Origin of the sequence: Acidiphilium sp. AL (assembly GCF_025499445.1) — a bacterium.
Taxonomy (GTDB): domain Bacteria; phylum Pseudomonadota; class Alphaproteobacteria; order Acetobacterales; family Acetobacteraceae; genus Acidiphilium; species Acidiphilium iwatense.
On the sequence record NZ_JAIMBZ010000047.1, the window covers coordinates 5,395 to 18,777 of the forward strand.

Sequence of the window (13,383 nt, forward strand, 5' to 3'; positions counted from 1 at the left end):
AGCAGGAGTAGCTGCGACGGCTCCAGCTCGTAGAGCGGGTCCGAACTACAACGCGAACGGCCGCTTTTGCGTGCGTTTTCGCCGGCAAGCGCAACATCAAGCCTGGGCGAGATGCTCGACCTCGGCAGCGTCGATGAGGACGAACTCTATACCGCCCTCGACTGGCTCGGCGCGCGCCAGGAGGCGATCGAACGCGCCCTCGCGAAGCGTCATCTCCAGGGCGCCACGCTGGTGCTCTACGATGTCTCGTCGAGCTATATGGAAGGCCGCTGCTGCCCACTCGCCCGGCGTGGCTACAATCGTGACGGCAAGACGGGAAAGCTCCAGATCACCTACGGCCTCTTGTGCGCACCCGACGGTTGTCCGGTCGCGATCGAGGTGTTCGAGGGCAACACTGGCGATCCGGCAACGCTGGCCAGCCAGGTCGAAAAACTCAAGACGCGATTTCACCTCGACCACATCGTGCTGGTCGGCGATCGCGGCATGATCACCGAAGCGCGGATCACCGACGATCTCAAGCCGGCCGGCCTCGACTGGATCACCGCGCTGCGTGCGCCCGCCATCAAGGCACTTTGCGACAGCGGCGCCTTGCAACTCACCCTCTTCGACGAGCGCGACATGGCGCGCATCACCACACCGGACTTTCCGGGCGAACGGCTCATCGTCTGTCGTAATCCCGATCTCGCCGCCGAACGCCGGCGCAAGCGCAATGATCTGCTCGCCGCAACCGAGCGCGACCTCGCCCAGATCAAAGCCGCGGTCGACCGCAAGCGCACGCCGCTCCGCGGCACCGCCGCCATCGCACTCAAGGTCGGCGCGGTGTTCGATCGGCACAAGATGGCCAAGCATTTCCGCCGCGACATCACGGATGCCAGCTTCAGCTTCGCGCGCAAGGACGACGAAATTGCCGCCGCCGCCGCACGCGATGGCCTCGATGTCATTCGCACCAATCTCCCCGCCGAGACGATCGATGACCCCGCAACGGTGCGCAGCTACAAATCCCTCGCCCGGGTGGAGCGCGCCTTCCGCTGCCTCAAGACCGTCGATCTCCATATCCGGCCGGTCTACCACTGGCTGGAGGGGCGGGGGCGGGCTCATGTGCTGCTCTGTATGCTCGCCTATTACCTCGAATGGCATATGCGCCAGCGACTGGCACCGATGCTGTTCGAGGACACCGACAAGGACCTCGCCGAGACCCTGCGCCCCAGCGTCGTCGCCAAAGCCGAGCGGTCCCCAGCAGCACTCCGCAAACAGACCACCAAACAGACCGACGATGGCTTGCCGGTCCACAGCTTCCACAGCCTGATCGCAGACCTCGCGACACTGACGCGCAACACCGTCACCACCGCAATCTCGCCAAACCGCCCGATCACTATCACCGCAAGGCCAACACCCATCCAGCAAAAGGCGCTCGACCTTCTCGCCATCCGCTGTACCCAGTAACCACCCCGCCCGATCACAAATTATCGTTTCGGATCAATGGGCTGTGCAATTCAAAAAAGGAAGCTCAGACTAAGGCCGACAACTCCGAACAATGAATCTGAATGAGGCTTATTGCGGCTCACACGCCTACGTATAGTAAGGCAAGATGTTCACCAAGAGCCGAGGCCAGATAATTGATAGTGACGCACTGCTCCTTGCATGAAATTGTTTCGAAAGACGGTGCCTGCCGATACAGAACCGAAGAGCGCATTCCGACACCCTGACGTCAATGAGATTGACAGACGGATGTGCACAATGAATGAGGAAGCGCTTTTGTACAGACGCCTGTTTGCAAGTTTCGCGACGGGGGTTGCCGTCGTGGTAGGGGAAAGCCAGGGCAGCGTCGTCGGGATGACTGTGAATTCACTGACATCCGTCAGCCTTGAGCCACTGCTTCTACTATTTTGTGCTCGAAATGAGAGCCGATCGGTCGAGAGCGTCCTGACCACAGGTCGGTTTTCAGTGAACATTCTCGGCCGCGACCAGCAGGACATCTCCCTAGAGTTCGCGGGTAAAGGTGACATCAGCCGCGTCGAGTGCGCCCGCCGGAATGGGTTCGCCTGGGTCGAGGGGGCAAACGCGGTCTTCCTATGTGAGGTCGAGCAGATCTATCCAGGCGGTGACCACCGGATCATCGTCGGTCGCGTCGTCAGCATGTCCGGTTCAGAAACCGTGGATGAACTGCTCATCTATTTCGACGGCCGCTACACCGCCTTGCAAAGCGCCAGCCTCAGATATTCGGTTGCGTGAGATTTGACCTCAAGCGACCGAACGGTTCCCCGGGTACGGATCAGCCCGTTCAGTGACAAGAGACGTCCCTTATGTTCGAAACACTCAGTCCTGCTCAGCCCGACAAGATACTGGCCTTGATCGGCCTGTTCCGAGATGATCCGAGGCCAGGAAAGCTCGATCTTGGCGTCGGGGTTTACAAGGACGAGAATGGCCGGACTCCAGTCTTGGGCGCGGTGCGGGAGGCAGAAGAGCGTCTCCTCAGTGAGCAGGACACAAAGAGCTATGTCGGCCCAGCTGGCGACCTCATGTTCAACGCGGCAATGGTCAGACTCCTCTTTGGGTCGCAGGCGGACACGTCGCGGATACGCGCCTGCCAGGCACCGGGCGGCTCCGGTGCCCTGCGGATCGTCCTCCAACTACTTCGTCTCGCAAGGCCTGCCGCGGCGATCTGGATTCCCGATCCGAGCTGGCCGAACCACGCAGCGCTGGTCGAGGCCGTTGGCGCAGAGCTCCGGAGTTATCCCTACTTCGATCCGGCAACTGGCGAGGTTAGCTTCGGCGCGATGATCGACGCGGTGAAGTCGGCGAGACCGGGAGATGTGGTCCTCCTGCAAGGCTGTTGCCACAACCCCATCGGAGCCGATCTCGATCCGTCGCAATGGAGTGAGGTCGCAGATCTCATCGTCGAACGCGGCCTGTTTCCCTTCGTGGACATTGCCTATCAAGGGTTCGGCGATGGGCTCGATGCGGATGCCCTAGGTTTGCGGCTTATCGCCTCGAGGGCGCCAGAGCTTGCGGTCGCGGCAAGCTGTTCGAAGAATTTCGGGGTCTATCGCGATCGCGTGGGGGCGGCTATCATTGTCAGTCGCACTGCGACCGAGGCCGACAACGCGATCGGGCAATTGCTGAGCGTGACGCGGAGCATGTATTCGATGCCGCCGGACCATGGCGCCGCCGCGGTTCGGATTGTCTTGGACGATGCGCGCCTGCGTAGCGGATGGGAGACAGAACTCGAAGGCATGCGCCGGCGCATGGTCAGGCTACGGCAGGGTTTCGTCGAAGCGCTGCAGCGTCAGTCAAACACCAGCCGCTTTGATTTCCTCGCCCGGCAGCGCGGCATGTTCTCGCGGATCGGCGCAACGCCCGAACAGGTCGAGCGGCTGCGGATGGAGCATGCGGTCTATCTGGTCGGCGATGGACGGATCAACGTTGCAGGCTTGCCTGAAACCCGATTGGACGAGGTTGCGAAGGCCGTTGTCTCGGTCCTGGACGGCTTTGGGTGCTGATCCCTTTGAGGGCCGAGAAAGACGTCGTCACTGAGGCGGCCTCGAGGAACGGTGCGGAATCGAGAATGAATTCGGGTGAGACACTGTCCGGTGTGGCAGCGGTCCCCCGCTTCCGAGGGCAACGCACCCGCCTCGTATCCTACGACCTGATCACGAAGTGACCATCGACGATATCGATTGTTCCTTGGTCGCGAAGGCGTTGAATGCTGCGTGTCACGGTCACCCGCGACGTGCCAGTCATCGCGGCGATCTCCTCATGCGTGAGTTTCGTGACCAGGATACGTCCGGCGGCATGATCCGTGCCGAACATGGTTGCGAGGCGGCGGAACAGCTCCATAATCCGTCCCTCCGGCTCTCGCGAGACGAGGTGCTCCAAGCGGATCGCAAGAATGCGCTGCTTCAGGCTCGTCACCTGCAGGAGCGCGGCGGCGAACTCCGGGTGCCGTCTGAAAACGTCATTCAATTGGTCCGCATCGAATTCGATCGCTTCGGTGTCCTCGACCGCGAAGGCCGATGAAAAGCGCGGTAGAGCGTCGAAGGCAGCGCCTTCGCCAATGATCGTATGTGGCCCCATGAACTCCAACAGCATTTCGGTGCCGTCTAACCTGATGATCGAGACTTGAACGAGGCCTTTCTCAATGAAGAAGAAATTGCTGGAAACCGTTCCCTGCTCGTAAAGCGCCTGGTTCTTCTTGAACCGACGACGACGTCCCGCGTCCAGGTGCCCCCTGATGACGTTCATCAGATCTGGATCAATACGCCACGTCCCGAATTGCTTCTTCGCCATTTTTTTCGTGTTCCGCCCAGAGCATCGCCTTCTTTTGGCCGTGATCCGTGGACTCGTGTCCTCCAATAGGACGCGCCCTTTTCTATCATCTATAAAATCTAATGCACGTATCGCCAGATACAGAGGCGGTTCCCAGGCCGTCGCTACGATACCCCACCTATAACGAAACCGTAGCAGTCAGCCGTCGAACGGCAGGCGGGGGTATGGGAAGCGAATATGTCGGCACATCTTTCCACTCAGGCTGAAAGCCACCCTGTTGTCTCGGACGGCGCTGAATAGCGATATCCATCCGGATGCTCGGCGATATACTCGTCCCACAGGATCGATAGCGTCACGTGCTTGCGCTGCAACTCCCGGCGGATTTGTGCCCAGTCCGGCTCATCCACCCGCCGATGACCAGGCCGCTTACCCGCCGCGCCATCGAACAAGCGGCTCTCCAATGCCGCTTCGGGCAGCGCCAGCGCCCCTGGACCATCGAGCCCTGCCGCCTCCAGCCGCCGCAGCGTCATGCGCACCGTCGAGGCCGCAACCCCCACCCGAATGCCCACTTGGCGAGTTGATAGACCCGCCATCCTCAGCCGTACAATCTCGTGCACATCGCGCATCGCAATCCGCTCCACTGGCATTCATCCGCTCCCTTGATCAGCCAAAGGGAGTGAACCTGAACCAGCCAGCAGAGACCCCAATCCGACCCAACCAACCCGGCCCAGGTGGGCGGAGCTGGCAAAGGTTCCATCGACGCAGTCGATGGAAAGCCAGCGGAGGGGAATTAATCTCGGAATGGATGGGCGAATAAATCCCGGAATCCCGGGCGAGTTATTCTCGGAATGCTGGGCAAATTGAGCCCGGAATCAGCATTTCGGTGAATGGAACAAGATTTTTCCCGATCAGGCCATGACCCTGGCCGCGGTGGACCGCCTCGTTCACCACGCCACTATTCTCGAAATGAACGTCGAAAGCTTCCGACGCCGCGCCGCAATCGAGCACAAACGAACCCCTGGTCGACCAGCATCCCGCCAAACCCCCAAAGCATCTTCCTGATTGTCGCGCCGCGTCAATCAAGTTGAAATTGCCCCTTGCAACCAATCCAAGACCCGATATCCTGCCTCACATCGCGGTCAGAATCTTCTCACCCTGATTGACGGTTTTTCTCACCCTGTTTGTCGCGCTACACATTATTGCGCGCGATTTTACAACTGGTATCGCGGGATACTAATTTTCATCACCCAGACCTCTATTGTTTGCCCGACGATTTTGACTGTGCGGCATGGGGGTCGAGCTATGACGACGTACGACGGAATAATCATTGGAGCCGGTCACAACGGTTTGATCACGCAAGCCTACCTGGCGAAGGCAGGTCTCAAGGTGATCTCGCTCGATGCCGGTCCGGTTGCGGGGGGCGGTCTACCGACCGTCGAAGACGAAAAACATCCCGGCTTCTTCCATAACCTGCATTCCTACTTTCACCGTGGCATTACCAGCATGCCATGGTTTACCGACCTCAAGCTGGCGCGCTACGGCGTAGAGTATCTCGAAAACGATCTGTACGTATCGGTCCTGCAGCGGGACGGGAATGTGCTGCAGTGGTGGAACGACTTCGAGCAGACTTATCGATCGTTTGCTGAGATTGATCGAGACGATGCCGACCGCCTGCGTTACTGGCGTGATCGGTTCATTCCGATTACCCGTGACATCATCCGTCCAGAGGCGGCGGCGCCGCCAGAGCCGGTGGCGGTGCGGCGCGAGCGGCTACAGAAGTTCGAAGATGGTCGTCTGTTGCTGCAGGTCAGCGAGTTCAGTCCATGCGAATTTGTCTCGCAGGAATTCAATAACCCGGCAATCAAAGGCGCGTTGCTTTTCATAAACGGGATGCGCGAGATGGACCTTCGCGCCAAGGGCTTCGGGCACCACTTGCCGTCGCTGTTTGCGTCATCGGCACAGGTCCAGACCTGTCGAGGTGGCGCCGTGTCGCTGGCGCGCGCCTTGGTCCGTTCGATCGAGGCTTCAGGCGGGACCGTGCGTACCAATGCGCCATCCCCCGCGATCCCTCGCCTGGCTCGCCTGAATCATCGCCCGCCTTGGCGGATGGAATTGCTACTACAAGCCGCCAGGACCAAAAACCATGTGCGCCGGATAGGCCCGCTTCGCATCCATGACCACAGGCTTCGTTATCGCAGCTCAGTCAAATCCGTGAATCCCGTAGCTGTGGCGTGGTCGGATACAAGCCGACTTTCGGGACGATACCGCTGGATCCCTATCCGGCGGCGTTTTCGCAGCTTCCGCATATCGGGCCGATCACGCGGAGCGTCGCGGACGCTGCGCTCGCCGCCTATGCCATGAGCGGCGCGTCCGGAATGGATTGGACGTCGCTCGCTCGGACGTCGCTCGATTTCAGTCTGTCGGAACGGAAGTCGCCGTCGAAAATCCGGATAGGGGTGCCTGCCGGACTATCCAGCCACCTCGATCCCATCGTGAAAACGGCCTGGGAGGACGCGCTGTCCGTCATCGCCGAGGAGACGCCGATAACGACCGTGGAAGTTCCGATAGAGGAGTCCAGAGACATCGTCGGCGCGCTCTATCGTCTTGGCTGCAGCTATGCCGTTTCGCAGGTTTCCGATGAGAAACGCACCGGCCTGCATGCCGCTCTTCTCGCGTTCATCTCGCCGGTGCAGGGCCTGACAGCGGAGGATGTGCTCAGGCTGCAGAGGCGGCGCGAAGAGATCGCGAGCCGACTGTCCGCGATTCTGATCCATGACGTCGACGTACTGCTCACGCCTACCATGCCCTGCCTATCGTTGCGCACTGACGAGCCGGCTGCCGCAGCGGCCGACTGGTTTGGATGGTGTCCGTTCACGCCGCTGTTCAATCTCTCGCATGGTCCAGCCGTTTCGGTGCCATGGCACACCGATGCGAGCGTTTTACCCATCGGGTTGCAGATCGGGGCGGCCCCAGGAAAGGATGGCATCGCCATCGCCGCGGCAACTATGATCGAGGCGCTCGACGATCGCAGGCGATCACGGGCTTCCGTCCATGCGGGTTGATCGAGTGGCGCGACAAGTGCTGGACGTCGGTCGCCTGGCGGCGGGCGGACCGGCCTTTGTCTCGTTCCAGAGGGAGGGACGAGGAACGCCGGTTCTCCTGCTGCACGGCTTCGCTTCCGACGCGAGCGACGACTGGGTCGGGACCGGCTGGTTCGATGCTCTGATGGCGGCGGGATTCGACGTGATCGCGCCGGACCTGCGGGGGCACGGCCAGAGCGTGAAATCGGACGATCCGGCGGACTACCGGCTGGACGCGCTTGCCGGCGACGTGGCCGCGCTGTGCGACCGCTGCTGGGGAGACCTTCGGTTCAGCCTTGTCGGCTATTCGATGGGGGCGCACGTTGCGATGTCCGTGGCGCTCGCGTCCGGCGATCGCGTTGCGAGCCTGGTCTTGGGCGGCATGGGCGATCGGATCGCCGCGACCGTGGGACTTGCGCCTGAATTCGTCGACGCACTTGATCCGGAGGACGATCGGCCGCCGGATCGACGAGAACTCCCGTCCTACGCCGTTCGCTTCAGACAGCATGCAGCGTCACGGCCGTTCAATGACCTCGCAGTCCTCGCAGCATGCTTGCGTGGTCAGTCCGGCGTCTTCGATCTTGGGTGCCTGTCGGCCGTGACAGCGCCCACATTGGTCATGGTGGGCGAGCAGGACAAGTTGGCTGGTGCTCCGTATCGCGTCGCGGCGCTTTTCCCTCGAGGCGTCGGGGAGACCGTGCCGGACGTCAATCACGCATCGGCACTCGCCGATCGAAATTTTCGGAAGCGAGCGGTGGCGCATCTCACGCACATTTCCGCGGCGATCATTACATAGGGAGTTGACATGACGGCTACAAGATCGCGGACCTACGACGCTTTGCCTGCACCGTTCGGAAAGTTCGCCCACGCGACGGTGCTCCCGCTTGCGGGAACCAAGCTGGTTTTCGTCTCGGGCGTGACGGCGCGGGAGTCGGGCGCACACGATGCGGAGGCGCAGACGCGCGTCATCTATGAGCGCATCCGATCCGTGCTTGAGGAGGGGGGCGGGGGATTCGGGCACGTCCTGAAGATGAACGTGTTCGTGCTCGACATCCGCGACTATCCCGCGACGAACAAGATCCGCGAGGAGTTCTTCGCCGACCTCGATCCGCTGGCGAGTACCCTCGTCGAAGTCTCGAAATTCGTGCGTCCGGATGTCCGGGTCGAGATCGAATGCATTGCGGCGATACCGGAACGATGAACGACAAATCGCAAAACGTTCCGCCGATGCGAGAAGTATCGCTTTCGGACAAGTTCGACCTTACGGCCAGTGCGATCTTCATCACCGGAAAGCAGGCCTTGTCGAGGGTGCCGCTGCTGCAGCGGGAGCTCGACGGCAGGCGTGGGTTGCGCACGGCTGGCTACATCTCGGGTTACCGGGGCTCTCCACTCGGCACTATAGACAACGAACTTTTGAAGATCGCCGACCGGCTGAAGGCCGCGGACATCGTCTTCGAACCGGGGCTGAACGAAGATCTGGCGATGACCGCCGTGTGGGGCAGTCAGCAGATCGACTTTGTGCCCGGGCGCCGCGTCGATGGCGTGTTTGGCATGTGGTACGGCAAGGGTCCCGGCGTCGATCGGTCCGGCGATGCGATCAAACACGCCAACATGTCGGGCACCCATCCCAACGGGGGCGTGCTGCTGGCATTCGGCGACGACCATGCCGGCAAGTCATCGTCTCTGGCGCACCAAAGCGACCTCGCGCTTGCTGCGCACGAAGTTCCGATCCTCTACCCCTCGGACGTGCACGACATCTTCAAGTTCGGTCTTGCCGGCTTCGCGATGTCGCGGGAATGCGGACTGGTCGCGGGCCTGAAACTCGTCAACGAGACGGCGGACTGCACCCAGGCCGTGGAGTTTTCGCTCGACGAAGTCGCGCCCATCCTCGAAGAGAAGCCGACGGCACGCAACGACGTCAGCATTCGCGTGGAGATGCTGGCGGTGACCGCCCAGGACCAGAGGATGGTCCGGAACAAGCTCCCGCGCGTGCACGCGTTCACGCGACGGAATGGGATCGATCGGGTCGCGTTCGGAGCGGAGCGGCCTTCTCGTCTGGGGATCGTGACGGCCGGCAAGGCTTTCCAGGACGTTGTCGACGGACTGCGGCTGGTCGGCATCGACGACGACGCCGCGCGACGGCTGGGCATCGGCGTTCTGAAAGTGGGCCTGATCTATCCGCTCGATCCGGAGCCTTTGAATGCGTTTTCGCAGGATGCCACGGAGCTTCTCTTCGTGGAGGAGAAGCGCCCGCACATGGAGCTCCAGGCAGCCGCGCTCATGTACCATTGGGCACGGCGGCCGAATATTTCGGGGAAGTGGACTCCGGACGGAGAGGCGCTCCTTTCAGCGGACGAACCGCTGGATGCCGCCACAGTTGCGCTGGCCGTCAGCCGTCGCATCCTCGCCATGGTTCCCGCCGATCTCGCGGAGGCCGTGGCGTTGCGCGCGGCGATCGAGGATCTTTCCGGACGCATTGCTTCGTTCAAGCAGGTTGACGTCGGGCCGCTCGCGCGCCGCCCGGTTTTCTGTTCTGGCTGCCCTCACAATCGGTCGACCAAGCTGCCGGACGGGTCGTTCGGCGTGGCCGGGATCGGTTGCCACGGCCTGGTGCAGTTCATGGACCGCAACCCGTTGCCCTGTACCCACATGGGGGCAGAAGGAGTGAATTGGATCGGGCTGTCGCATTTCACGGATACCAAGCACGTATTCGTGAATCTCGGTGACGGCACGTTCTCCCATTCGGGGTCGCTGGCGATCCGTGCGGCAGCCGCTTCCAACGCGAACGTGACCTTCAAGATACTCGTCAACGACGTGGTCGCGATGACGGGCGGACAGACCGTCGAGAGCGGTCTGTCGGTCGAAGCCATCGTGCGACAGGTCCTTTTGGAGGGGGTGAAGCGCGTCGTGGTCGTGGCCGAAGATCCGGACGCGATGCAATCCGGACGGTCGATGCCGGCGGGGGTCGCGGTCCTTCACCGCATGCTCATGGAGAACGTGCAGCGCGAACTCCGCGAGGTTCCGGGAACGACGGTGATCGTCTATGTGCAGATTTGCGCGACCGAGAAGCGCAAGAGGCGTAAGCGAGGGCAGGTCGCCGCCGCCTCCATGCGCGTCGTCATCAATCCCGCGGTCTGCGAGGGATGCGGGGACTGTTCCCGGGCCTCGAACTGCATGTCGGTACAGCCGCTGGAAACGGAATTCGGCCGCAAGCGTCGCATCGACCAGGCGAGCTGCAACAGCGACATGTCCTGCCTCGAAGGGTTTTGCCCTTCATTCGTGACCATCGAAGGCGGCGGGCTGCTGAAACCTAAAACCCTCGACCTCGACGCGGCAGTCGCCGGCCTGCCGAGGCCGGAAACGGCCGATCTCAGCGGTGGATCGTTCGGCATGCTCTTGGCCGGCATCGGTGGGACCGGGGTGGTGACAGTCTCCGCGATCGTCGGCATGGCGGCCCATCTGGAGGGCCGGGGCGTCGGCATCTACGATATGACCGGCCTCGCTCAGAAGGGCGGGGCGGTCTACAGCCACCTGCGGATCCTTCCCACGCTGCAGAGCGTGGCGCCGCTGCGCCTCGGCCTGGAGGATGCTGGCCTCCTGATCGCATCCGACGTCGTCGCGGCGACCCAACTCGAGGCGTTGACGACGGTCGGATCTTCCACGACGGTCCTCGTCGACGATCGGGTGGTCGCGACGCAGACGTTTCATGAGAACGGCAATATCGACCTCGACTCCGAGCGTCTCATCCGCCGCCTCGAACGACGAGCCGAGCGGCTGCCGCTTCGCGTACCGGCGAACGACCTTGCCCGGCGCGCCTTCGGCGATCCCGTCTCCGCTAACATGATCATGCTGGGATACGCGTTGCAGATGGGCGTGCTGCCGCTCTCGCCGGAGGCGATGGAGCAGGCGATCCGATTGAACGGCTCGGACGTGGCCGGAACACTGCAGGCCTTCCGCCTCGGAAGGCTGTACTTCGCGGATCCCGAGGCGGCGAGGGGGCTGCTGGATCCGGACGAGCCGATGATGACCATGGCACCCAAGCCCGTCGATACGCTGCAGCAGCGTATCGCCATACGGGTCGACGCGCTGCAGGCCTACCAGGACGCCGGCTATGCCGAACGCTTTCGTCGCCTGGTCGAACGCACGCGGAGCGGGGAAGACAAGGTCGCCGCCGGCTCGACCCGGTTGACCGAAGCCGTCGCCAGGAACGCCTTCAAACTCATGGCCTACAAGGACGAATACGAAGTCGCCCGCTTGCTGGCGGATACATCCTTCTGGGACGGTTTGCGACGCCGGTTCGACGGAGGAGCGCTCAAGCTGCATCTGGCTCCGCCCATCCTCTTTGGCCGTGATCCGTCCAGCGGACGCCCGCGCAAGAGGGCGTTTTCGGCGAAGTATCTGTTGCCGATGTTGCGTTTGCTGGCGCGAGGAAGAGTCCTCCGCGGTTCCGTGTTCGACCCTTTCGGTTGGATGCGCGAGCGCCGCATGGAGCGGATGCTGCGCGATCGGTACCTCGCTTTGGTCGAGAAGATCGTCGTCCGTCTCAACGGCGCGAATCTCGAAGCGGCCGTGGCTCTGGCTTCTTATCCGGACGAGATCCGAGGCTACGGCCCGGTGAAAGATGAATCGGTGAAGCGAGTGGAAGCCCACGTCGAGATGTTGTGGGCGCAATTCAGTAAGGGCTTGCCCGAAGGCCTGCCCGATGCCGCCTAGACCGAAGTTTTCACTTTGAAACTGCTTGAACGCATTGGGTGGCTTGGGATAGCGCGGTTTTATATTTGAATGATGTGTCCATACATTGGGCTTGCGGCGCGACTCGAGCTGTGATTCCCTGGCGGCATGTTCATCGACGTGGTTCCGAATGGCCGCTCGGCGTCGGCGGTGCTGCTGCGGGAGAGTTTCCGTGAGGGGCGGAAGGTCCACAAGCGCACGATCGCCAATCTGAGCCAGATGCCGCCCGAGTTGATCGACGGTCTGCGCGCTTTACTCGCCGGCGGCACGGTGGTGGGTGGCCCGGATCAAGCGCTCGAGATCCGGCGGTCCCTGCCGCACGGGCACGTGGCGGCGGTGCTGAGAATGATGCGCAAGCTGGAGATCCCGCGCCTGCTGGGACGAACGGTCTCGCGTGAGTGCGGATTGATCGGGATAGGGGGGCGCCTCACGACGCCGCCCCTCCCACACCACCGGGCATACGGGTCCGTACCACGGCGGTTCGACTGGATTACTCTGGAGCTGGAACATAGAGGCGTGGGAGACCGATTGCATCGAAGTGGTGGTTGCGCAGGGCGGCTTGAACCGTCGGGTGTCCTGACATGCGCCAAAAGCCCGTCGGTGAACCGGCGGCGACCGCTGCTCTGAACTGCGATATGCCACGACGGCACAGTTCCTTGAAGCGATTGTGCCCGTTCCCCCACTGCCGCCAAAGATATGAGCGCAATCTTCGACGGGTCCACGCTTCGAGGTTCGCGAGCACGCGAGGGGTCTGGCAGAAGCCGAAGTAGCCGCGCCATCCAAGGAGGTATGGCGTGAGTTCCTCGACAATCTGCATCAGACTGAGCCCCCGCGTCCGGCAGGTCATTTCCCGGATCCGCGCCTTGAACGTGTCGAGCAAAGTCGGAAGCGCATCACGCGCAAGCCGCCGTCGCATCACGACACGGCCGGCCCCGTCCAGACCCGCTACGCTACAGCTGGTCTTACCAAGATCAATCCCTAAAAACGCAATACCCGTCATCCCGCCCTCCTTTGTAAAAAGAGGCAAACCCTACCCGAGTTGCCTCAGAGAGGGGCGGGCCATCCCATAATCACACCTCGCCCGACCAGCCAACCCTTCATCCCGGTCATTTTGATATCATTCCGAAATGGCCTCTAAAGTAGCTCACTGCTGAGCTCGGAGGCAACCCGGAGCAGGCGGGGTAGATACGACGTGCGGATCGCCTCAGGACCAGCCTTTTCGACCCTCATGCCTACGTTCATAGCGGCGACTACGGTCCCGTCATAGCGGTGGATCGGCACCGCCACGGACCGGAATCCATCTTCA

At 62.0% G+C, this 13,383-nt stretch carries 10 protein-coding genes and 5 pseudogenes; 10 read left to right on the forward strand and 5 right to left on the reverse strand.

Going from position 1 to position 13,383, the window contains the following annotated elements; genetic code table 11:
- From AiwAL_RS17435 to AiwAL_RS17445, 3 genes and pseudogenes are all read left to right on the forward strand, one after another.
- Nucleotides 1–1,443, forward strand: a pseudogene (locus AiwAL_RS17435) (IS1634 family transposase); the annotation flags it as partial.
- A 294-nt stretch (nucleotides 1,444–1,737) separates the two neighbouring features.
- Nucleotides 1,738–2,232: a flavin reductase family protein gene (locus AiwAL_RS17440; RefSeq protein ID WP_262313178.1), complete on the forward strand. Its 495-nt coding sequence runs from the start codon at nucleotides 1,738–1,740 to the stop codon at nucleotides 2,230–2,232.
- Between the two features lie 71 nt (nucleotides 2,233–2,303).
- Nucleotides 2,304–3,500, forward strand: a complete 1,197-nt coding sequence (locus AiwAL_RS17445; protein WP_262313179.1) for an amino acid aminotransferase — start codon at nucleotides 2,304–2,306, stop codon at nucleotides 3,498–3,500.
- A gap of 139 nt (nucleotides 3,501–3,639) precedes the next feature.
- On the opposite strand, the gene AiwAL_RS17450 is transcribed toward AiwAL_RS17445, so the two are convergent.
- Nucleotides 3,640–4,287 carry a Crp/Fnr family transcriptional regulator gene (locus AiwAL_RS17450; RefSeq protein WP_262313180.1) on the reverse strand — a complete coding sequence of 216 codons (648 nt, stop codon included), beginning with the start codon at nucleotides 4,285–4,287 and terminating at the stop codon, nucleotides 3,640–3,642.
- A gap of 272 nt (nucleotides 4,288–4,559) precedes the next feature.
- A pseudogene (locus AiwAL_RS17455) lies at nucleotides 4,560–4,892 on the reverse strand (helix-turn-helix domain-containing protein); the annotation flags it as partial.
- A gap of 244 nt (nucleotides 4,893–5,136) precedes the next feature.
- Between AiwAL_RS17455 and AiwAL_RS17460 the strand changes: the two are divergent.
- The 7 genes and pseudogenes from AiwAL_RS17460 to AiwAL_RS17490 all read left to right on the forward strand — a co-directional run.
- Nucleotides 5,137–5,328, forward strand: a pseudogene (locus AiwAL_RS17460) (ATP-binding protein); the annotation flags it as partial.
- A 240-nt stretch (nucleotides 5,329–5,568) separates the two neighbouring features.
- Nucleotides 5,569–6,627: an NAD(P)/FAD-dependent oxidoreductase gene (locus tag AiwAL_RS17465; RefSeq protein WP_262313181.1), complete on the forward strand. Its 1,059-nt coding sequence runs from the start codon at nucleotides 5,569–5,571 to the stop codon at nucleotides 6,625–6,627.
- Nucleotides 6,534–7,328 carry an amidase family protein gene (locus AiwAL_RS17470; protein ID WP_262313185.1) on the forward strand — a complete coding sequence of 265 codons (795 nt, stop codon included), beginning with the start codon at nucleotides 6,534–6,536 and terminating at the stop codon, nucleotides 7,326–7,328. Before AiwAL_RS17465 ends, AiwAL_RS17470 begins: the two co-directional genes overlap by 94 nt.
- A gap of 16 nt (nucleotides 7,329–7,344) precedes the next feature.
- Nucleotides 7,345–8,142 (forward strand): alpha/beta fold hydrolase, encoded by a 798-nt coding sequence (locus AiwAL_RS17475; protein ID WP_262313182.1) that lies wholly within the window; start codon nucleotides 7,345–7,347, stop codon nucleotides 8,140–8,142.
- A 9-nt stretch (nucleotides 8,143–8,151) separates the two neighbouring features.
- A complete protein-coding gene (locus AiwAL_RS17480) occupies nucleotides 8,152–8,547 on the forward strand; it encodes a RidA family protein (protein ID WP_262313183.1) in 396 nt (131 codons plus the stop codon).
- A complete protein-coding gene (locus AiwAL_RS17485; protein WP_262313184.1) occupies nucleotides 8,544–12,059 on the forward strand; it encodes an indolepyruvate ferredoxin oxidoreductase family protein in 3,516 nt (1,171 codons plus the stop codon). Before AiwAL_RS17480 ends, AiwAL_RS17485 begins: the two co-directional genes overlap by 4 nt.
- Before the next feature lie 126 nt (nucleotides 12,060–12,185).
- On the forward strand, nucleotides 12,186–12,704 hold the full coding sequence (locus tag AiwAL_RS17490) for a hypothetical protein (RefSeq protein WP_262313186.1): 519 nt from the start codon (nucleotides 12,186–12,188) through the stop codon (nucleotides 12,702–12,704).
- A gap of 31 nt (nucleotides 12,705–12,735) precedes the next feature.
- Here the strand turns inward: AiwAL_RS17490 and AiwAL_RS20465 are convergent.
- The 3 genes and pseudogenes from AiwAL_RS20465 to AiwAL_RS20470 form a co-directional block, all read right to left on the reverse strand.
- A pseudogene (locus AiwAL_RS20465) lies at nucleotides 12,736–12,957 on the reverse strand (group II intron maturase-specific domain-containing protein); the annotation flags it as partial.
- A gap of 6 nt (nucleotides 12,958–12,963) precedes the next feature.
- Nucleotides 12,964–13,077, reverse strand: a pseudogene (locus AiwAL_RS17495) (IS110 family transposase); the annotation flags it as partial.
- 134 nt (nucleotides 13,078–13,211) lie between these two features.
- A partial coding sequence (locus tag AiwAL_RS20470) for an IclR family transcriptional regulator C-terminal domain-containing protein (RefSeq protein ID WP_408851877.1) occupies nucleotides 13,212–13,383 on the reverse strand: 172 nt, incomplete at its 5' end.